The 20,645-nt window shown below is 60.8% G+C and carries 15 protein-coding genes; 11 read left to right on the top strand and 4 right to left on the bottom strand.

Annotated elements, in window-relative coordinates; translation table 11 throughout:
* The first annotated feature begins 14 nt into the window (after positions 1–14).
* From LF252_RS14505 to LF252_RS14490, 4 genes are all read left to right on the top strand, one after another.
* Complete coding sequence (locus tag LF252_RS14505) at positions 15–2,627, top strand: lamin tail domain-containing protein (RefSeq protein WP_226270290.1); 2,613 nt, start codon at positions 15–17, stop codon at positions 2,625–2,627.
* A gap of 219 nt (positions 2,628–2,846) precedes the next feature.
* The gene (locus LF252_RS14500) at positions 2,847–4,418 is read left to right on the top strand and encodes a DUF1800 domain-containing protein (RefSeq protein WP_226270289.1); all 1,572 of its coding nucleotides are present in this window, start codon (positions 2,847–2,849) and stop codon (positions 4,416–4,418) included.
* Between the two features lie 113 nt (positions 4,419–4,531).
* Positions 4,532–5,743, top strand: coding sequence for a DUF1501 domain-containing protein (locus LF252_RS14495; RefSeq protein WP_226270288.1), 1,212 nt, complete (start codon positions 4,532–4,534; stop codon positions 5,741–5,743).
* A gap of 121 nt (positions 5,744–5,864) precedes the next feature.
* Positions 5,865–6,260, top strand: coding sequence for an SPW repeat domain-containing protein (locus LF252_RS14490; RefSeq protein WP_226270287.1), 396 nt, complete (start codon positions 5,865–5,867; stop codon positions 6,258–6,260).
* Between the two features lie 141 nt (positions 6,261–6,401).
* Here LF252_RS14490 and LF252_RS14485 read toward each other — a convergent pair whose 3' ends face one another.
* The 3 genes from LF252_RS14485 to LF252_RS14475 all read right to left on the bottom strand — a co-directional run bounded on the left by LF252_RS14485 (position 6,402) and on the right by LF252_RS14475 (position 11,306).
* Complete coding sequence (locus LF252_RS14485) at positions 6,402–7,262, bottom strand: transporter (RefSeq protein WP_226270286.1); 861 nt, start codon at positions 7,260–7,262, stop codon at positions 6,402–6,404.
* Positions 7,263–7,325: 63 nt separating this feature from the next.
* Complete coding sequence (locus tag LF252_RS14480; RefSeq protein WP_226270285.1) at positions 7,326–9,794, bottom strand: TonB-dependent receptor; 2,469 nt, start codon at positions 9,792–9,794, stop codon at positions 7,326–7,328.
* A gap of 135 nt (positions 9,795–9,929) precedes the next feature.
* Positions 9,930–11,306, bottom strand: a complete 1,377-nt coding sequence (locus LF252_RS14475) for an Nramp family divalent metal transporter (RefSeq protein ID WP_226270284.1) — start codon at positions 11,304–11,306, stop codon at positions 9,930–9,932.
* 188 nt (positions 11,307–11,494) lie between these two features.
* Here LF252_RS14475 and LF252_RS14470 point away from each other — a divergent pair, with 188 nt between their 5' ends.
* Positions 11,495–12,493, top strand: coding sequence for a cation diffusion facilitator family transporter (locus LF252_RS14470; protein WP_226270283.1), 999 nt, complete (start codon positions 11,495–11,497; stop codon positions 12,491–12,493).
* Between the two features lie 91 nt (positions 12,494–12,584).
* On the opposite strand, the gene LF252_RS14465 is transcribed toward LF252_RS14470, so the two are convergent.
* Positions 12,585–13,982: a PQQ-dependent sugar dehydrogenase gene (locus LF252_RS14465; protein WP_226270282.1), complete on the bottom strand. Its 1,398-nt coding sequence runs from the start codon at positions 13,980–13,982 to the stop codon at positions 12,585–12,587.
* 121 nt (positions 13,983–14,103) lie between these two features.
* Here LF252_RS14465 and LF252_RS14460 point away from each other — a divergent pair, with 121 nt between their 5' ends.
* The 6 genes from LF252_RS14460 to LF252_RS14435 all read left to right on the top strand — a co-directional run bounded on the left by LF252_RS14460 (position 14,104) and on the right by LF252_RS14435 (position 20,625).
* Positions 14,104–14,538: a GNAT family N-acetyltransferase gene (locus tag LF252_RS14460; protein WP_226270281.1), complete on the top strand. Its 435-nt coding sequence runs from the start codon at positions 14,104–14,106 to the stop codon at positions 14,536–14,538.
* Positions 14,539–14,615: 77 nt separating this feature from the next.
* Positions 14,616–15,260, top strand: coding sequence for an HD domain-containing protein (locus LF252_RS14455; RefSeq protein WP_226270280.1), 645 nt, complete (start codon positions 14,616–14,618; stop codon positions 15,258–15,260).
* A 12-nt stretch (positions 15,261–15,272) separates the two neighbouring features.
* The gene (locus LF252_RS14450; RefSeq protein WP_226270279.1) at positions 15,273–15,779 is read left to right on the top strand and encodes a hypothetical protein; all 507 of its coding nucleotides are present in this window, start codon (positions 15,273–15,275) and stop codon (positions 15,777–15,779) included.
* 84 nt (positions 15,780–15,863) lie between these two features.
* A complete protein-coding gene (locus LF252_RS14445) occupies positions 15,864–18,323 on the top strand; it encodes a S9 family peptidase (protein WP_226270278.1) in 2,460 nt (819 codons plus the stop codon).
* Positions 18,277–19,599, top strand: a complete 1,323-nt coding sequence (locus LF252_RS14440; RefSeq protein ID WP_226270277.1) for a hypothetical protein — start codon at positions 18,277–18,279, stop codon at positions 19,597–19,599. Before LF252_RS14445 ends, LF252_RS14440 begins: the two co-directional genes overlap by 47 nt.
* Positions 19,600–19,674: 75 nt before the next feature.
* Positions 19,675–20,625, top strand: coding sequence for a hypothetical protein (locus LF252_RS14435; RefSeq protein ID WP_226270276.1), 951 nt, complete (start codon positions 19,675–19,677; stop codon positions 20,623–20,625).
* The last annotated feature ends 20 nt before the right edge of the window (positions 20,626–20,645 follow it).

The raw sequence follows: 20,645 nt of genomic DNA, 5'->3' as shown, positions 1-20,645 counted from the left end.
AACTCGTATTCGATGTGAAAAAACTACTGCTACCTGTTCTGGCGCTGCTTTTCGCGCACACTGCTACTGCTCAGCTTGCGGATACTTTCGCCGACGGCAACTTCACCCAGAATCCCGCCTGGACCGGCGACGCGGCCTCTTTTCAGGTAAACGCGGCTCTGCAATTGCAAACCAACGGCCCGGCCACCACCGGTACCGAACTGCAGCTGGTAACGCCCTGCGCTGCTACCACCGGTACCACCTGGGAGTTCTGGGCCAACCTGAAACTGGCCACCAGCAGCGGCAACTACGCCGATGTGTGGCTGATGGCCGACCAGCCCGACCTGAAAGCCAGCGGCACCAAGGGCTACTTCGTGCGCCTGGGCGGCACCCCCGATGAGGTGGCCCTGTTCCGCAAGGACGCCACCGGCAGCCCGGTGTACGTCATCAACGGAGCGGATGGTACGCTTAGCTCCACAACGAACAACGTAGTGCGGGTACGCGTGACGCGCAGCACGGCCGGCCTCTGGACGCTGGAGCGGGATTTGGCCGGCACCACTACCTACGTGAGTGAAGGCACCAACACCGATGCCACTCACCAGCGCAGTGACTATTTCGGCGTCTACTGCACGTATTCATCCACAAATAACCGGGCGTTTTTCTTTGACGATTTTCGGGTGACGGACGCCACCGCGCCGGTACTGCTGCAGGCCGCAGCGTCCAGCGCCCGGCAAATCAACCTCACGTTTAACGAGGCAGTGGCCGCTACGCAGTCGGCGGCCAGCTACCGGCTGAGTACGGGCAGCCCGGCCGTAACGGCTGCCGCCCGGGATGCTCAGGACCCTACCGTAGTGCACCTCTCGCTAGCAGCCGATTTGCCGTTGGGCAGCGTTACCGTGGAAGCCCGCAATGTGGCCGATGCGTTTGGTAACGTGGCCACCGGCCCACTCACGGCTACTTTTCAGAACAATGGCTTTGCTGTGCCGCCCACGTTCAACCAGCTGCTCATCACCGAAATCATGGCCGATGAAACGCCGGTGGTGGGTTTGCCTGCTTCGGAGTTCATCGAAATTCACAACCCCTCAGCTACGGCCGTGGCGGACCTGGCTGGTGTGCGGCTGCTGAAACCGGGTAGCACCAGCAACCCGGCGGTATTTCCTACTGGGACGGTGCTGTTGCCGGGCGAATATGCCGTGGTGTGTGGTAGTACCCGCACGGCGCTGTTTGCCGCTTACGGCAAGGTGTTTGGGCTGACCAATTTCCCCAGCCTCAGCAACGCCGCCGACCAACTGGTACTGCGCGGCAAGGATGGCCGCACGCTGTTTGAGGTGAGCTACTCCGATACCTGGTACCGAGACACGCGCAAAAAGGACGGCGGCTGGACCCTGGAAATGCTGGATACCGCCAACCCCTGCGCCGGCGCCGACAACTGGAAGGCTAGCGAAGACCCCAGTGGCGGCACCCCCGGCCGGGCCAACTCCGTGCGCACCACCAACCCCGACCGTACCCCACCGGCCTTGCTCCGCGCTCTGGCCCTAAGCTCCACCACAGTGCGGCTCTATTTCGGCGAAAAGCTGGACAGCGTGGCGGCTGCCAACGTGGCGCTGTATACCATCAGCCCAGCGGCCAGCATCCTGCGCGCAGCTCCCGTGGGGCCGGATTTTCGGTTGGTAGACCTGACGCTGGCTACCCCACTCACTGCCAACCAGCCGCTGACGGTAACGGCCCAGCGGGCCGTGGATTGCGCCGGTAACGCCAGCGGCCCGGCTACTTCAGCCACCTTTGCCCTGCCAGTACCGGTAGCGGCCGGCGACGTGGTTGTCAATGAAATCCTGTTCAACCCACGCACCGGGGGCGTGGATTTCGTGGAAATCCTGAATCGTTCTAACAAGTTTCTGGATTTGCAGGGCTGGCAGCTCGGCAACCAGCGCCCCGACAACTCCGTGGATGCTGAGCCCATCAGCAGCGGCCCGGTGCTGCTGCCACCGGGCGAGGTAGTGGCCTTTACCACCCGGCCCGATGTAGTGCAGCAGCAGTATCCCAACAGCACCGATGTGGCTCACCTGCTCCAGCTGCCGGCCCTGCCCACCTTCCCGGACGATGCCGGTACGGCGGTACTGTTCGATAGCCGAGGCCAGCTGCTGGATAAATACGCCTACGCCGCCACGCAACACCTGAAACTGCTGGATAACGTGGACGGTGTATCCCTGGAGCGGATTCGGGCCACCGGCCCGAGTGAGGCCAGTAACTTCCACTCGGCGGCAGGCAGCGTGGGCTATGCCACGCCCGGTCGGCCCAACTCCCAACAGCAGCCCGACGTGGCCGGTACCGGCGTGCTTACCCTGGAGCCGGAGCTCTTCACCCCGGATGACGACGGCCTGCAGGATTTCACCACCCTGGCCTACCAGCTCGACCAGCCGGGCTACGCCGGCTCCGTCACCATTTACGATGCCCAGGGTCGCCTGGCCCGCCGCCTCGTGCGCAACGAAACTCTGGCTACGCAAGGCACCTGGCAGTGGGACGGTCTTACTGACCGGGGCCAAAAGGCTAGCGTAGGCTACTACATTCTACACGTGGAGCTGTTCCGCCCCAGCGGTGGCCAGAAACGCGAGTACCGCAAAACGGTGGTAGTAGGGGCTAGGCAGTAAAGCCGCAACGTGTCATTGCGAGCGGAGCGAAGCAATCCTTCCCTTCCCTGCTCTAATCCCTGAAAAGGAGCAAGCCCCCGTTTATCGCGCAAGCGGGGGCTTTGGAATAGGACAACGGTGGGCGCGTAGAAAAGGAAGGATTGCTTCGCTCCGCTCGCAATGACGTGTAGGCGAGGGGGCTTGGTTAAACCCAAGGGCTGTTCCGGCGTCCAACCGAATATGACGACGCAACAGCAACTGCAGCACCTGTATTGGCGGGCGGGGTTTGGGCCCCGGCCCGAGGACGTGGCCGCGGGCATCTCGCCGCGGAAAGCCTTGCGCCAATTGCTGCAGAATTCGGAGAAAGTGGAGCTGCTGGACAGCCCGCAGATGCGCTACACCGAGCCGCTGGCCCAGTTCCGACCGGTAGCAGCGGGTAGCGGCACGCCACAGAGCAGCATGGTTACCACGCCCGACCAAACGGCTATGCAAACCGGCCAAGCCCAGCCAGCCCCGGTAGCGGCCATGCCGAGTCGTTCGGGGTTGGCGGGGGCACGGGGCCGCAACCAACCGCCCCTGCTGCGCCGGCAGGAAATGACGCCGGAGCAGCGCAAGCTGCAGAACCAAAGTATTCGGGATGCTTTTTACGCCATGAACACCGGCTGGCTGCAGCGCATGGCTACCTCGCCGGCCCAGCTGCGTGAGAAACTGACGCTGTTCTGGCACGGGCACTTTGCCTGCCGGGTACGTCGCCCCGATGCAGCCCTGCACCTGAACAACACCATCCGGCAGCTGGCGCTGGGCAAATTTGGTGATTTGCTGCTGGCCGTAAGCAAGGAGCCGGCCATGCTGCAGTTCCTCAACAACCAGCAAAACCGCAAGCAGCACCCCAACGAGAACTTTGCCCGGGAGGTGATGGAGTTGTTTACGCTGGGCCGGGGCCACTACTCCGAAACTGACGTGAAAGAGGCCGCCCGGGCCTTCACCGGCTGGGGCTACGATGGGCAGGGCGCTTTCGTGTTCCGGGAGAAGCAGCACGACGACGGCTCCAAAACCTTCCTGGGCCGCACCGGCAATTTTAGGGGCGAGGACGTGCTCAGCATCATTCTGGAGCAGCCGGCCTGCGCCGAGTTCATCACCACCAAGCTCTACCGGTTTTTCGTGAACGACGTGCCCAACCCCCAGCACATTGGGCCGCTGGCACAGGCGTTTTTCCGCAGCGGCTACGATATCAAAGCCTTGCTGGAGCAGATGTTCTCGGCCGAGTGGTTTTACGACGCGGCCAACGTGGGCACGCGCATTAAGTCGCCGGTGGAGCTGCTGGTGGGCATTAAGCGCACGTTGGGGCTGCAGCTGGTGGACGACAAGCCGCTGATTGTGTTTCAGAAGGCGTTGGGTCAAACCTTGTTTGAGCCACCAAACGTGGCCGGCTGGCCTGGCGGCCGCAACTGGATTGACTCCTCGAGTCTGCTGTACCGGCTGCAGCTGCCCTCGGTGCTGCTCAAAAATGCCGAGTTCAGCGTGGCGCTGAAGCAGGACGAAAACGACATTGCCCCCAACCTCAGCCGCGCCGACCGCACGTTTCAGCAGCCGGTAAAAACCACCGTGCGGCTGGCGCCGGTACAGGCCCTGCTCGCCAAAACGCCGCCCGCCCAGCAGGCCGCCCAGCTCGGCCAGTTCCTGCTCCAAACCCCGCTCCGGCCCGATAACCTCACTCTCATTCAGCAAGCCGCTGACAAAGCCCCCGCCGAGGGCCGGCTCCGCACCATGGTAACAGCCCTGCTGAGTTTGCCGGAATATCAGTTGATGTAATTGAATTAGAGCTTAGAAAGGAGAGCTTAGAACATAGACGTGTTCAGATAGCTCATTCCCAAGGTATGGGCCTTGCTTTCTAAGTTCTAAGCTCTCCTTTCTAAGCTCTACACATGACTTCCCGCCGCGACTTTCTGAAGACTTCCGTGCTGGCCAGCAGCTTGCTGTTTGTGCCCAAATTCCTGCACGCACTGGACCGCCAGGGCCTACGCGACCTGCGCGACGCCCGGGGCCGGCGGCTGGTGGTGGTGCAGCTGGGCGGGGGCAACGACGGCCTGAACACCGTCATTCCCTACGAAAACGACCTGTACTACAAGGCCCGGCCCACGCTCGGCATCAGGCAGCAAAGCGGCATCCTGACCCTCGACCAAGGCCTGGGCCTGAACCCTAGCATGACCCGCCTCAAAGGCCTCTACGACCAGGGCCATGTGGCCGTGCTCAACTCCGTAGGTTACCCCAACCCCGATAGGTCGCACTTTCGGTCCATGGATATCTGGCAGAGCGGCTCGGCTTCCGATCAGTACCTGAGCACCGGCTGGCTCGGCCGCTACCTCGATTCCAACTGCGCCGCCTGCCAGCTGCCCTACAACGGGTTGGAGGTGGATGATACGCTGAGCCTAGCCATGAAGGGGCAGCAGCGCAAGGGCCTGGCGCTGAAAAACCCCGAGAAATTTCATCAGATAACCCAGAACCGCTTCATTGCTCAGGTAAGCGGCGAAAAGCCCCAGGGCATCCTGTCGGAGCTGGATTACCTGTATAAAACGCTGGCCGAAACATCGTCCTCGGCCGACTACCTGTACCAGAATGCCAAGGTGTACAAATCGGCGGTGACGTACCCAAACACGGAGTTTGGCCGCAACCTCAAAACCACCGCCGAGCTGATTAACTCCGGCGTGGCCTCGCGGGTGTATTATGTGTCCTTGAGTGGGTTTGATACGCACGTGCGCCAGCGGGAGCAGCAGGGCAAGCTGCTGGGGGATTTGTCGGATGGGCTGGCCTCGTTTGTGGAAGATTTGCAGAAAGCCGGCAACCTCGACGATACGCTGGTGCTGGTATTCTCGGAATTTGGCCGCCGCGTGAGCCAGAACGCCAGCAACGGCACCGACCACGGCACCGCCAACAACGTGCTGCTGCTGGGCGGCGGCCTAAAACAGAAAGGTATCCTGAACACCGCCCCCGACCTGGCCAACCTGCAGGACGGCGACCTGCGCCACCAACTCGACTTCCGCAGCCTCTACGCTACCGTGCTCCACGACTGGCTGGAGGCCGATGATGCGGCTGTGTTGGGTAGCCAGTTTGAGCGCATGAACGGGCTGTTGGCCTAAGCATACAACCGGCCTAAACAAACTCTACGCTAGCAAAAAAGAGGTAGCTCAACGATATCATTATGAAAATCAGGTGCGTACAACGGGGTGAAAACTGTTCTTCACCTCACCTGTACCAGCTATGAAAGTTCTGTCGCCCGCCGCTCACGGCATCCTCGATTACCTGACCGTGGCCTTCTTCGCCATGGCGCCTTCGCTCTTTGATTTGCACGGCACCTACGCTACCGTCTGCTACGTGCTGGCGGCCGGTTATCTGGTCATCACCTTGCTCACCAATTTCCCGCTGGGGCTGATGCGCGTTATCCCCTTCCCGGTGCACGGCAAGCTGGAATTGGTCAGCGGCCTGGTACTGCTGGCCTCACCCTTTCTATTCGGTTTCGCCGACGATAACATGACGGCCCGCAACCTGTTTATGGGCGCTGGCGTGGTGTTCCTAATCGTGTATTTCCTCACCGACTGGCGCGCTCAAACCCATAACGCCACCACCCACAACACAGGCACTGCTGTATCTCATTAATAAGACTACTGTTTGCGCAAAGAGGCGGCTTCCAGAGCGGAAGCCGCCTCTTTGATTTTGTTAGGCTGCCTCTACAACGTCATTCCGAGCGAAGTCGAGGAATGACGTTGTGAAGACGTGCTTGCGGCACGCCAGTGTCCTCTACCGACGGAACGTGAAGCCTACAAAAAACTCCCGGTCGGTGCGGCGGTTGAGGGCCAGGTGAGTACCCAGGTCCAGCTGCAGGTTGTCGTTGAGAGTGAAGATGGGAGCCACATTGATGGAGGCACCCCAGCGTCGCTGCATGGCATCCCACTGGCCCACGCCTTCCACCAAGAAGCTAAACACCTCCGAAAACTCGTGGTCTAGCGCCACGGAGGGCATAAATTCCAGGTAGTGTTGCCGGGTTTCGTAGTCGAAGTTCATGTTGCCTTCGGCCTGCACGTCCAGGTTGAATTTGTGCGGTAGCTCGATGTTCACCGGCAGGATCAGACCGCCTTCTACCGCCCCGTTGCCAGAGTGGCGGCCGGTGGGCAGACGCCCGTAGGCCACTACGGCCATAGCAATAGGCCCTTCCTGGTCGTCGCCCAGAAAGTTGTGCTTCACCCGCAGGGCCATGTCGCCAAAGCCGCGCTGGTTTTGCCAGTCGGGCTGTCCGGCCGGGCGCTGCTTCTGAATTTTGTAGAGCGGCACTTCCAGCTGCACATCGGTGCGGCGGCTTAGCCCAAGTTTGAACACCGAATAAGCCGCTTTCCAGGTACGTTCCCGCTCCTCATCGTCGCGGGAGTTGATCAGGCGCAGGGCATCCATCTCCAATTGAAAGTGGCCGGCGTCCACGGTAAACGGGCTTTCGGTGATACCAGGGCGGTCGGGCCGCAGGGGGCGTAGGCGGCTGCGCGGCACCGGATGAAACAGGTCGAAGTGGGCCGAGTCGTAGGGGTTGATGGGCGGTTTTTCCTGGGCCAGCAGCTGCCCGGGTAGGAGCAGGCTAAGCAGCGCAATAAACAGGTAGCGGTACAACATAGAACGAGAGGAGGGGAGTGGAACGTACTTTTTCGCCCCTACGCAGCTACCGAAGCCAAGGGTTTAAAAGGTAGTAGTCAGCTTGAGGGTAAAGTTTCGTCCCTGGTTGAAGATGCCCCGCCGGCCGGTGGGCGACTCCGCGTAGTACTCAAAGTATTTCAGCCGGTTAAGGTGCGACTGGTACACCGTGTTCAGCACGTTGTCGAGCTGCATAATTATATTCAGCCACTCGCGCTTTTCCGGGCCGGTAGTCAGGTTAACGCCCGCGCCCAGGCCCAGCAGTGCGTAGCCAGCCGTGCGGGTTTCGGTGTTATCGACGGCGTAGAAACGGTTTTGCGCAGCGTGATAGTCGAGTACCGCTCGTACGTAGCCGCCCGTAAACTGCCGCCAGCTTTGCTGGCTGCTCAGGCGCAGCTCGGAGCGGGTATGCAGGGGCGGAATCAGGGGTAGGTAGCGGGCGGCCGGGCCGTGGGTTTCCAGCAGGCGGGCCTGCTTATTGAGGCCGGTTACGGTGGCCAGGCTGTTGTTGAAGGCCAGCATGGGCAGGGCCCGAGGATGCAGGTTGGCCGTAATTTCGGCGCCGTACAGCCGGGCGCGGCCCTGCTGGTATTGGTATGTCGCGTTGCCGGGCACCAGCACCACCGGCTGGCCGTCGGCATCGGTCAGGCGGGCCTGGTATATGTAGTTCTGGATGTCGTTGTTGAACACGCTGGCACTCAACTCAGCATCGGGCAGGTAGGCGCTCAGCCCAATGTCCTCCTGCAGACTGAATTCCGGCCCAAACGCGCGGTTACCCAGATACACGATGTGCGCGCCGGGGTCGAGGCCGTTGGAGCCTACTTCGGTGATATTGGGGGCGCGGTAACCTCGCGCTACGTTGGCCCGCAGCAGCAGCTTCTCGGAGAAGGAATAGGTAGCCCCCGCACTGGCCGATACGCCCTGGTAGCGCGTGCGGAAGGCGCTGAACTGCGGCTCCGCTCCGGACGCCTCGGCGCGGCTCACCTGCCGGGCAAAGCCGGTGCGGGCGTCCGTGCCTACGTAAAAATCGTCCCAGTGCAGCCAGCGGGTATCGTAGCGCAGCCCGCCCGACAACTCCAGCGGCCCCCAGGCCTTTTTCAGGTGCACGTAACCGCCCACGTCTGTCAGGTTATAATCTGGTATTGGGAAGTCGGTGGCGTTGCGGTTCTGGTTGCGTTGGTGCATGCCGTTCAGTCCCACGGTGGTTTCCAGACCCTGCCAGGTAGGTGCGGCGTAGCGCATATCGTAGGTGGTAGTGGTCAGAGCCACGGCCAGGCCCGGCTGGCTCGGGGCGGTAGGGTGGTTGTACTCCTGGCGCCGGTTTTGCTGCACGCCCAGCAGCGTGTGCAGCTCTCCGGTGCCCAGCCGCAGGCGCGTGCGGTTGAGCAGCCGGTAGTGCTGAATGTGCTGGTGCAGCGGGTTGATGCGGTAGGTGCTCAAATCAGCATCCGGCACCAGCGGGCGATTTTTGATGTCATCCTGCTCCCCCTCGAATACCTGCCGGGTAAAGCGCCGGCTCAGTGAGTCCCGGCTGCCGTCGGGTATTTCCTGCAGGTTGTCGTAGAGGGTGGCGGTGAAGTGGCTGCTGCCCCAGGCTTTTTCTACCCCGGCCATACCCGTCAGGTTTAGCTCCTGGAAGGCGGTACCGTACACGCGGCCTTCCAGGGCGTTGCGGTAGTTCTGGGCCAGGCGGTAGGAGCCCCGGGCGGCATACTGCCAGCCTTGTTGGTGGTAGGTGAGGCCCAGGGAGGCGCCCAGCAGATTGTTATTGGTTTGATACTCGGTAAGCGCGTCGCCGTGCAGGCGGCCGGGCGTGCCGGTGGGCAAGCGGGGCAGCATATTAATTACCCCAGCCACGGCATCCGAGCCGTACATCAGGCTGGCCGGGCCCTTTACTACCTCAATCCGGTCAATATCATACTGGTCGATTTCGATGCCGTGCTCATCGCCCCACTGCTGGCCCTCCTGGCGCAGGCCGTTGTAGAGCGTAAGCACCCGGTTGTATCCCAGCCCCCGGATAAACGGCTTGCTGATGTTGGGGCCGGTGGTAACGGCGCTGAGGCCCGGCACACCTTTCACGGCGGCGTCAATCACGTTACCGTTGCTGTTCAGCTGCACTTCCCGCTTGCTGAGTACCGCTACCGGTACCGGGCTTTTCCGGATTTCGGTGGCCCGGCTCACGCCCGTTACCACCACTTCCGCCAGCGCCGCCGGTACCGGCACCATGTGTACCTCTACCATAGCCGTAGCCCCATCCGTTACCACCACGCTGTGTTCAGCTGGTTGAAACCCCACGGCGCTAGCCACCAGCCGGTAAGCACCAATGGGCACGGCGACCAGCGTAAACTGCCCTTTCTCATCCGCTGTAGCGCCCAGTTTGCTCTCCTTCAACCCCACGCTGGCAAAGGCCACCGGCTGGCTACCCGCTTGCACCACGCCCTGCACTGTGCCAGTTTGCTGCGCCCATACTACCACTGAGTTCAGCAGGAATAACAAGAGAAAAAGGTGTTTCATTTTAGAAAGGCCAGTAGTATTTATTTAGACAGGTCTAAATATATGGTGTTGAAAAAAGCGCGGAGCATCCGCGCCTTAATTCAGGTAGTCAGCAGAACGAGTACCCCGAAGCACAGCTTCGGGGTACTCGTTCTGTCAACCAAAAAACGTCTGGTACAGCAGGTACACGTTGAGGACGATGATGATACCCGATACGGCCCAGGCCGCAACCTGCAGCCAGGGCTTGTTCACGAACACGCCCATTTTGGCCTTGCTGCCCGTGAACAATACCAGCGGCACCACCGCAAAGCTGAGCTGCAGCGACAGAATTACCTGGCTGAGCACCAGCAGTTCACCCGTGCCCTTTTCGCCGTAGAGCAGAGCCACGATGAAAGCCGGTACCACGGCAATACCGCGCGTTATCAGCCGGCGCAGCCATGGTTTCAGCCGCAAATCCAGGAAGCCTTCCATTACAATTTGTCCGGCCAGGGTACCCGTTAGGGTGGAGTTCTGCCCCGAGGCCAGCAGGGCTACCGCAAACACCGCCGAGGCGGCCCCCGCGCCCAGTACCGGGGCCAGCAGCTTGTGCGCGTCGCTGATGTCGGCCACGTCGTGGTGCCCGTTCTGGTGGAAGGCGGCGGCCGATGTAATCAGGATGGCGGCATTCACGAAGAAGGCCAGAAACAGGGCCACCGTGCTATCAATGGTGGCAAACTTGATGGCCATGCGCTTGCCGGGCTCGGTTTGCTCGAAAGCCCGGGTTTGCACGATGCTGGAATGCAGGTACAGATTGTGGGGCATTACCGTAGCGCCCAGAATACCAATGGCAATGTAGAGCATGCGCGGGGTGGTAACCACCTCGGGCCGGGGCACCAGTCCGCTCACAATCCCAAACCAATCGGGCCGGGACACGATGATTTCGTACAGGAAACACCCGAAAATCACCACAATCAGCCCCGCCACAATGCTTTCCAGCACCCGAAAGCCCTTGCTCTGGAACAGCAGCACTACCAGCACATCCAGAATGGTAAGCACCACACCCCAGGTAAGCGGGAGGCCAAACAGCAGGTTCAGGGCAATAGCCGAGCCGATAACTTCAGCCAGGTCGCAAGCGGCAATGGCAATTTCGCAGAGCAACCACAGCACCCGGGCCACGGGCTTGCTGTAATGGTCCCGGCAGGCCTGGGCCAGGTCCCGGCCCGTTACGATGCCCAGCTTAGCTGCCAAGTGCTGCAGCAGCATGGCAAACAGATTAGAAATCAGAATAACCGACAGCAGCGTATAGCCGAACCGGGAACCACCCTCAATATCGGTGGCCCAGTTGCCGGGGTCCATGTAGCCCACGGCCACCATCAGGCCCGGTCCCCAGAATGCCAGCATCTTGCGCCAGAACGAGGCATTCTGGCCCGGAACGCGCACCGTGGCGTAGGCTTCCTGCAGCGAGGGTGTCGTGCGGTTGCGCCGCCAGCCGCTTTCTGGGGGGGCGGCAGCCGGGGCAGAAGTGACGGGTGGCGAGGGTAAGACTGTGGGCATATCGTCGGCCGAGGGTGTCGGCGTAGAGTCGGAGGAATTGATTATCACAAAGAAAGGAAATATTTAGGCTTGTCTAAATTTTAATTTAAGACAGTCTGCATACTGCTTTTGTTCAGAAAAGTTGCGTATACCTCCCGAAGCCCGATTTTTCCCCGGAATTTTGCGCCCCGTTTCGCCGTTAGCCGCCTATGTTCTCGCTGCCCCTCAAAACCCGTTACGCCATTCTTTCGCTGGTTGTCAGCGTGGTGCTGATTGCCGTGAAGTTCTACGCCTGGCTGCTTACCCGCTCCCAGGCCGTGCTGACGGATGCCCTGGAATCCATCATCAACGTAGTGGCCAGTGGGTTTGCGCTATACAGCATTTACCTGGCCAGCCTGCCCAAGGATGAAAACCACCCCTACGGCCACGGCAAGATTGAGTACCTGTCGGTAGGGTTTGAAGGGGGGCTGATTCTGATGGCCGGAGTGTACATCTTCTACTCGGCCCTGCACTCCTTGCTGTACCCGCACGCCATTGCCCGGCCCGACTGGGGGATGCTGCTGCTGTTCATTACGGCCCTAGCCAACTTGGGTACCGGGTTCCTGCTGATTCGGGCGGGGCGGGAGCACCATTCGCCCACGCTGGTGGGCGACGGGCAGCACCTGTACCTGGATGCGGTGAGCACCCTGGTTTCCTGCGTGGCACTGGTGCTGGTGGTGTTTACCGGCAACGTGGTGTACGACTCGGCGGCGGCCCTGCTGCTGGGTGTGTTCATTGTGGTGAATGGTTGGCGGATGGTGCGCCGCTCGGTATCGGGGCTGATGGATGAGGCCGATACGGCCACCGTGGAGCACGTGGTGCGGGAGCTGCAGGAGCACCGGGAGCCCGCCTGGATTGACGTGCACAACCTGCGCGTGGTGCGCTACGGGGCCAATATGCATATCGACTGCCACGTGACGATGCCCTACTATTTCAGCCTGGAGCAAACCCACGAGCAGGTGCACCGCATTGAGCGGCTGGTAGACCAGGAGTTTGAAGTACAGGTGGAAATGTTCGTGCACGCCGACCCCTGCACCTTCGCTGCCTGCTCGCACTGCCACATGCCCGACTGCCCCGTGCGCCAGCACGCCTTCACTCAGGAAATTCCCTGGACGCTGGCCAACGTAGCCAAGAATGAGCGCCACCACCTGGCAGAAGCCGCCATGTGAATAGCGTAGAACTGCAGGTATCCAGTAAGCCGGACGGGAAATGGGGATTAAACCTCAGATTCTTCGCCCGGCTTACTGGATACCTGCAGTCTTATTCCACCACGAACCGTTGCACCGTGTTATCGTGTTGCAATGAGTACAGCCCTGGCAATAGCCCCTGCAGGCTGATTTGGGCCGACTGCTGGCCGGCCGCTACCTGCGTAGTTCGTACTGAGCGACCCAGCGCATCCCGGATTTCGGCTGTAGCGGTGCGGCTGGCCGGGGCGGTGAGCTGTAGGTTAAGCTGGGTCCGGGCTGGGTTGGGCCAGAGGTTGAATTGACTGGCGGCAGCTTTCTTGGCTGAGGTATACAAACGGTTTTCCAGCACCAGAATCTGGTCATCGTTGGCTCCTGGGGTAGCGCGGCCGTCCCGGTTGCTGGTACCCACGTACACCTTGCCCTGGGGCGACACGCAGATGGCCCGCAGCCGCCCAAACCCATTAAGCACATCGGCGCTGGTGCCAGCGGTAGTTCCGGCTGCATCCAGCGGAATCTGCGTGAGCTTATTGCCCTTCAGTGACAGAGCCAGCAGGCTGTTACGCCAGCTCGGAATGGCCGGATGGTTATAATACGTAATGCCTGAGCAGCCCACAGTAGGTGCCCAGGTGTAGATGGGTTCCCGCACGTTGTTGGCGGCGCAAAAACTTTGCTCGCTGGCCAAGTTGCAGCGTCCTTCCACCGTAGGCCAGCCGTAGTTACGGTTGGGCTCGATGATGTTCACCTCATCCTCGGCATTCTCCCCGTGTTCCGAGCTGTAGATTTTGCCGTTATCGGCCCGAACCAGCCCCTGCGGGTTGCGGTGCCCGAAGGAGTAACTGGCGTTGCCGGCCACTGGGTTATCGGCCGGAATGGTGCCGTCCAGGTTCAGGCGTAGCACCTTGCCGTTGAGCGAGGCGCGGTCCTGGGCGGCGGGGCGGTCCTGGGCGTCGCCCGTGGTCATGAGCAGGGTACGGTCGGGCAAAATGAGCAGGCGGGAGCCACTGTGCGTGCTTACCGCGTTGATGCCGCCCAGCAAGACCAGCGGGCTGCTCAGCGTACCGTTGGCATACGTCAGGCGCACCAGTTTCTCCTTGTACTGCCCGCCCGCGTCATTGTAGTTGTACACCACATACACATAGGGTGAGGTCGTCAGCAAATCGGGGTGCAGGGCCATGCCCAGCAGCCCGCCCTCCGAAGAAGTTACCACGTCCGACAGCGTAACCAGCGGCGTCACCTGCCCCGTGGTAGGATTCACGCGGCTAATGCGGCCGCCCCGCTCCGTCATCCAGATGAAATTGTCGGGCCCCCACACCAGTTCCCACGGCACCGCCAGCCCGGTAGTAAGAGCCGACACCGTAACGGTGGAGCTGCCTGCCGGGAAAGTAGTGAGCACGGGCGTGGTTTGAGCGTGCGTAAATAATGGCGCGCAACCAAGGAGGGCGCCAGCCAGCATAGCGTGAAGGTGTTTCATAGTCAGGTAGTTGTTGTAGTGGTGGTTGAGGTACTAACGGACCCGGAGTATTTTTGGATGAGAAACCGTGCACGTTTGCCGGGGCTTGTCGTTCTTACCACCGCCTCTTTTCCTGCGTCTCATGTTCACCATCAGCACCGACCCCGCCCGCCTCAATGTTACCCTGATCCACCGCTACCTGAGTGAGGAGTCCTATTGGGCGAAAGGTATTCCGCTCGCAACGGTGCAACGCGCTATTGCCAACTCTCTCAACTTCGGTATTTATACAGCCGAGGGTCAGCAGGCCGGGTTTGCGCGCATTGTTACCGATAAAGCCACTTTTGCCTGGCTCTGCGACGTATTTGTGCTGCCCGAGTTCCAGGGCCAGGGCCTGAGCAAGCAGCTGATGCGGGCCGTATGGGCCCACCCTGATGTGCAAAACCAGCGCCGCCACCTGCTGGCCACCCTGGATGCCCACGGCCTGTACCGGCAGTTTGGCTTTCAGGAGCTGGCCGCCCCCGAGCGTTACCTGGAAATTCGGCGTCCTAATCCTTACGGCGTACCTACGGCTAATTAACGAGAGCAGAATTCAGCCAGCCCGTCATTCCTCGGCTTCGCTCGGAATGTCAGGCCAATTCGCAAGACCTATCAACTATGCATACTACTCTGGCCACCCGCTGGCAGCAGCTCACCACGCCGCTGGTAACTGATGAAGCGCTACGTAACACTACTTATGACCAGTTGGCGGCGGCCTACGGCGGCTCCGACCGGCATTACCACGGGCTGCCGCACATCCGGGCACTACTGGATACGGTAGGCCGCTACCCGCAGCTGGTGCACGACCGGGAGGTGGTGGAACTGGCCATCTGGTTTCACGATGCCGTGTACAACACCCACCGCTCCGACAACGAGGTCCGCAGCGCCGTGCTGGCTCGGGAGTTTCTGCGCCACACCACCCTGTCGCCGGCGCGGCAGCAGCGGGTGGCCTTCCTTATTGAGCGAACCGCCGACCACACCCAGCCCCAGCCCGCCGACCCGGACCTGCACTTCTTCCTCGACGCCGACCTGCAAGTCCTGGGTGCGCCCGAGGCCGATTACTGGCAGTACGCCCGCCAGGTGCGGCAGGAGTACCGCCTGATTCCGGATTTCCTGTACCGCCGGGGCCGCCGCCAGGTGCTGGAGAAGCTGCTGCACACGCCCACGCTCTACCACACCGCCGCTTTCCGGGAGCGGCTGGATATCCAGGCCCGTCGCAACCTGCAGGCTGAGTTGCAGGCGTGGGAGAAGGGTGGGCTGTAAAGTATTCGATAAATGAGAGACACTACAGACCAAATCCTACAAGCCCTTGCGCTGGCCCAAACAATACTGCGTGATGGAGAGCCTGCCGACGGATGGCCGGGGAAACGGTATCTGATAGGCATGCACGGAGAATGGCTAACGGAGGCGGAAGCAGATCAAAAAATGATTTCTTTTCCGCAAATCACGGATGCCGAGTATTACACGCGTTACTTGGTACAGGAGGCTAATCTTGTGCGATTTTTCTTGGCACTACACCACGCAAACAGCCTGCTGGTGATGGAGGAAACTGCTGAGCAGTTTGTGGTTGTGGGAGAGGCCGCAAAGCTAGTGCAGCTAATTACACTGGGTACCCGAGAGCTGCGCCATTATATAGTGTACAGCCCGGCATTGCACACAGTATTTGTTGATGGGTTTGATGTAGCCAGCGTGGCGTATGCGTTGCCTGGTAAGGAAAATGATAGAGTGCGAGCCTCTATGCGCTGGTTGGCTCAGGCAAATGGATTGTATGTGCTGCATTGATTTTGGGCAGTACCACATCGGCTGAATGCAATGGATTGCCCCCGAACCCGTAAGTTGCGGTAGTGCTCTGCTGCTTCTCACCATATGCTTAAACCGCTACACCTACTCTTACCCGCCAGCCTGTTACTGGCACTACCCATGTATGCCCAGAAGCTGGGCACGCTTACCGTTGAGAAAATCATGCGCGAGCCGGCGCAGTGGCTGGGTACCTCGCCCAGCAACGTGCAGTGGGCCGAGGATGGCAAAATCATCTATTTCAACTGGAACCCCGAAAAAGCCCGCCGCGACTCACTCTACCGGCTCGCCCCGCAGGGCAGCACTCCGCGCAAAGTAGGTTTGCGGGAGCAGCTCAACCTGCCCTTGGCTACCAATGGCGAGTACGACCAGCGCTACACCCGCAAGGTGTACGAAAAAGACGGCGACATTTACCTGCTCGACCTGAAAACCCAGCGCGTGCGCCGCGTTACGAACACCGCCGAGCGGGAAACCGACCCCACATTTGCCCTCCAGGGTCAGGCCATTGGCTACACCCGGGGCGGCAACCTGTTTACCTGGAACCCCGCCACCGGCGAAACCACCCAGTGTACTGATTTCCGGCGCGGTACTCGCCCGGCCTCCGGTGAGCCCACCGATAAATCGGAGAAATACCTGAAGGCCCAGCAGCTGGCCCTGTTTGAGGTGCTGCGCGGCAAAGAGCAGGATGCCAGAGCCCGGCAGCGCCGCGAAAATCTGCTGGCGCGCATGCGCCCCAAGGCCATCTATCTAGGCACGCAAACGGTGCGCAACCTGCGCCTCTCGCCCGATGGCCGCTACGTAACCTACACCCTCACCCAGGAGCCCTCCGGCGAGAAAGTGGCCCTGGTGCCCAACTTCGTCACGGCGTCCGGCTTCACCGAGGATATCAACACCCGCACCAAAGTAGGAGCCAGCCAAACTGCCTACCAGCTGGGCCTGTATGATGTGGGCCGGGATACCACCTTCGTGCTGGGCTACAAAGACCTGAAGGGCCTGGACGAGCAGCCCGCCTACCGCAAGGAGTACCTGCTGAAGGCTAAGGCTCCAGTGCCGGCCGATACCACCAAGGCCGCCAAAAAGGAAAAGCCCGCTACCGAGCTGCGCCGCGTGATTCCCTTTGGGCCCTTCTGGTCGGATAACGGGCAGCAGGCGTTTCTGGTGATTCGCAGCACCGACAATAAGGACCGGTGGATTGTAAGCCTGGACCCTGTTACCCAGCGCATCAAGCTGCTGGACCGCCAGCACGACGACGCCTGGATTAACGGGCCTGGCATCGGCTACGACGAAGGCAACGTGGGCTGGCTGCCCGATTCGCGCCGTATCTGGTTCCAGAGCGAGGAAACCGGCTATTCTCACCTGTACACAGTGGACGTAGCCTCGGGGCAGAAAAAGGCCCTGACCAGCGGGAAGTTTGAGGTGCAGAAGGCGCAGCTGAGCCGGGACCGGAAAACGTGGTACCTTACCGCCAATAAAACCCACCCCGGCGAGCAGCACTTTTACCGCATGCCCGTGGAAGGCGGCCCCCTCACCCAAATCACCTCCCAGCGCGGCGGCTACGAGGTGAGCCTCTCGCCCGACGAGAAAACCCTGGCTTTGCGCTACAGCACCAGCAACCAGCCCTGGGAGCTGTATGTGATGCCCAACCAGCCTGGGGCCAAAATGCGCCGCCTCACGCACAGCACCACCCCCGAGTTTGAAAGCTACCCCTGGCGCGCCCCCGAGGTTATCAGCTACAAAGCCCGCGACGGGGCCGACGTGTACGCTCGTCTCTACCGTCCAGCCATTTCCCAGCCCCAGGGCCCGGCTGTCATTTTCGTGCACGGGGCCGGCTACCTGCAAAACGCGCACAAGTGGTGGAGCCAGTACTTCCGTGAGTACATGTTCCATAACCTGCTGGCCGACCGGGGCTATACAGTGCTGGACATCGACTACCGGGGCTCCAGCGGCTACGGCCGCGACGTGCGCACCGGCATTTACCGCTATATGGGCGGCAAAGACCTCACCGACCAGGTAGACGGGGCTAAGTTGCTGGCCGAGAAATACGGCGTCAACCCGCAGCGCATCGGTATTTACGGGGGCAGCTACGGCGGCTTCATCACGCTCATGGGCATGTTCACCCAGCCCGACGTATTCCGGGCCGGGGCGGCCCTGCGCTCCGTAACCGACTGGGCCCACTACAACCACGGCTACACCGATAACATCCTCAACGAGCCCTACAACGACAGCCTGGCCTACGCCCGGTCGTCGCCTATCAATTACGCCAGCGGCCTGAAAGGCGCTCTGCTCATGTGCCACGGCATGGTGGATACCAACGTGCACTTCCAAGACATCGTGCGTCTCTCGCAACGGCTTATCGAGCTTAAAAAAGAGAACTGGGAGCTGGCCGTGTACCCCGTGGAGGACCACGGTTTCGTGGAAGCCTCCTCCTGGACCGACGAGTACAAGCGCATTCTGAAACTGTTCGAAACAAACCTGCGGCAGAATGGAGGGTATACCGGTGGTAGCTCCGGCAGCAGTGGAGGACACTAGCGGCGCGGGTGGTACGGGTATTCGTGGTGGGTGGGTTGGTCTTGTAGCAGCTTACACGGTGCTCATTCTGGGCCTCACGCTCACGTTCTGGTTGTCGCCGGGGCCCCGCACCGAGGCCGAGTACTGCGGCACCTACCTGCACCTCACGTCCTGGGCCGGTTTCACCGCCAACTGCGACGGGTTTGTGTATATGGAAGATGCCCGCCATCCGACCCACTTGCTGAAGCCTGGGGAAGTGCGGCAGTCGAGGCCATTGTTTATTCTGTTGGGCACGGCCGTGGGCTACCCGTGTACGTGGGCGGTACAAGGCCTGCAACATAGTGGGTTGCTGCCCGCTCGGTTTGTGCAGAAATTGCCCGCGAAGTACCAGCCGCTGCTGGGCTTCTACATCGGGTATGTGCTGCTGAATTATGCGGTTCTATTAGCGGCCCTACTGCTGTTCCGGCACCTGTACTACCGCCTCACAGTCGGGCGGGGCAGCCAGTGGGTGCTGGGCGCTTTGCTCGTGTTTCTGATTTCCAATCAGATAACGAAGGCCTTCTTCTGGACGGTGCACCAACAGATGTTCACGTTTCTGGTGCCGCTGGTGCTGGTGTACGTTGCTCTGCAGCTACGCGAATCGGGTCAGTGGCGCAAGTGGCTGCCAGGGCTTGCTGTGCTGGGCGGCCTGCTGGCGCTGGTGTACGGCAGTTTTGTGCTGATCTTGCCAGTATTGCTCTATGGCCTGTGGCTGCAGCGCCAGCACCTTTCAGTGGTTGCCTTTACAGGTCAGGCGGCAGCGCTATTCCTATTATTTGCTACTCCCACCTTCCTGTGGATTGGCCTGCTGAAGCTGCGCGGTGTGGCCTACTACAACCACGAGGCCGAAGCGTATGGGCAACTGGTATGGCTTCGGGCGGCGTGGCAGCAGCCCTTGCCGGCATTTCTACGATTAATGGCCCGTAACTTCAGCCAGTTCTTGGCTACGCTGCCGGCCATTATTCCTTTTGTGCTTGCGGCGGTGGGGGTAGTAATAGGGCAGCAGGAACCTAGCAACTCACAAGGGCGGATTCGGGTGCTGAGCGGTGTTCTGTTGCTTCAGGCTGGTTTTCTTCTAATGCTGGGCTACTACAAAGAGCGCCTCACCTGGATGCTCGTGCCGGGGCTGCTGTTGCTGGTAGCCGTTGCCGTGCCCGCTACGCCAAAGCTGCAAGGCCGGCGGCTGGCCTGGGTGGCACTACTCACGGCCTGCGTCTGGCACGTGTGGCAGATGGTATCATACGGCCCGTTTTCCTGAACCAACCTTCTGCGTTTGCCCAAAGCCCGGAAATCCGATAGGTTTGGCATAGTATACTACCACTTTCTCCCTATTATGACTACGACAGCTTACTATCAACCTTCCGGCCGCTTTGCGCCGGGCAGCGCCGCCGCTATGGTGCTGCTGGGCGGGCTGGCGGCCGTGCCGCTGGCTTTCGTGTACGTGTACGCCGTATGGTACATTCCGCTGCTGTACGTCAATTTTATTGTTACGATGGGCTTCGGCTTGTTGCTTGGCCTGGTATTGCAGCAGGGGGTGAAGGTTGGCAAGATGCGCAATCCGGCGGTAGCCGGGTGGCTGGGGTTTGCTGTGGGTATTGGGGCGTGGTACGTGCAATGGTGCGTGTACCTGACGCTGCTGGCCGGGGCAGGGGAAGTCGAACACCTCGGAAGCCGCGTGTCGTTCACGCACACTTCTTTTCAGCCCGAGGTATTTCTGAATGTGCTGGCAAGCCCGCTACAGGTGCTGGAAATGATGCCCCGCTTGGCCGCCGAGGGTACCTGGAGCGTTTTCGGTATTACCATCAGTGGCGTGTTTCTGTACCTGGTGTGGCTGGCGGAATTTCTGATTATCACCGTGCTAGCCTCCATGCTGCCCAATATGCAGGCCGCCACGCCTTTCTCGGAGAAAACGCTGGAATGGGCCGAAAAAACAACGCTGCCCGGACACACTGACCATTGCACCGATATTGCCGCTACCAAAGCCGCCCTCGAAGCCGCCGACTGGAACCACCTGCAGCCCCGCTCCCGAGAAGATGCAGGGGCTGCCTCGCCTTTTGGCCGCCTGCATTTCTACCAGGCTCCCTCCGACCCGGAGTGCTGCTACCTCTCCCTGGAAAACGTAACAGTCAAACTTGATAACAAAGGCAAGCCCTCCGAAAAAACTACCGACGTGGTGGAGTACCTGCGCGTGCCGTCCCACGTATGCACCGAACTGCACGCCCGGTTTGGTACCCACGAGCCGCTTCCTCAGGATGCCGCTTCTTACACCGGTACATTTCAGTAGTGAAAGTTCGAGGCGGACTG

The organism is Hymenobacter pini, assembly GCF_020421205.1.
Classification (GTDB): Bacteria; Bacteroidota; Bacteroidia; order Cytophagales; family Hymenobacteraceae; genus Hymenobacter; species Hymenobacter pini.
This window is presented reverse-complemented; position numbering and strand designations above follow the sequence as displayed.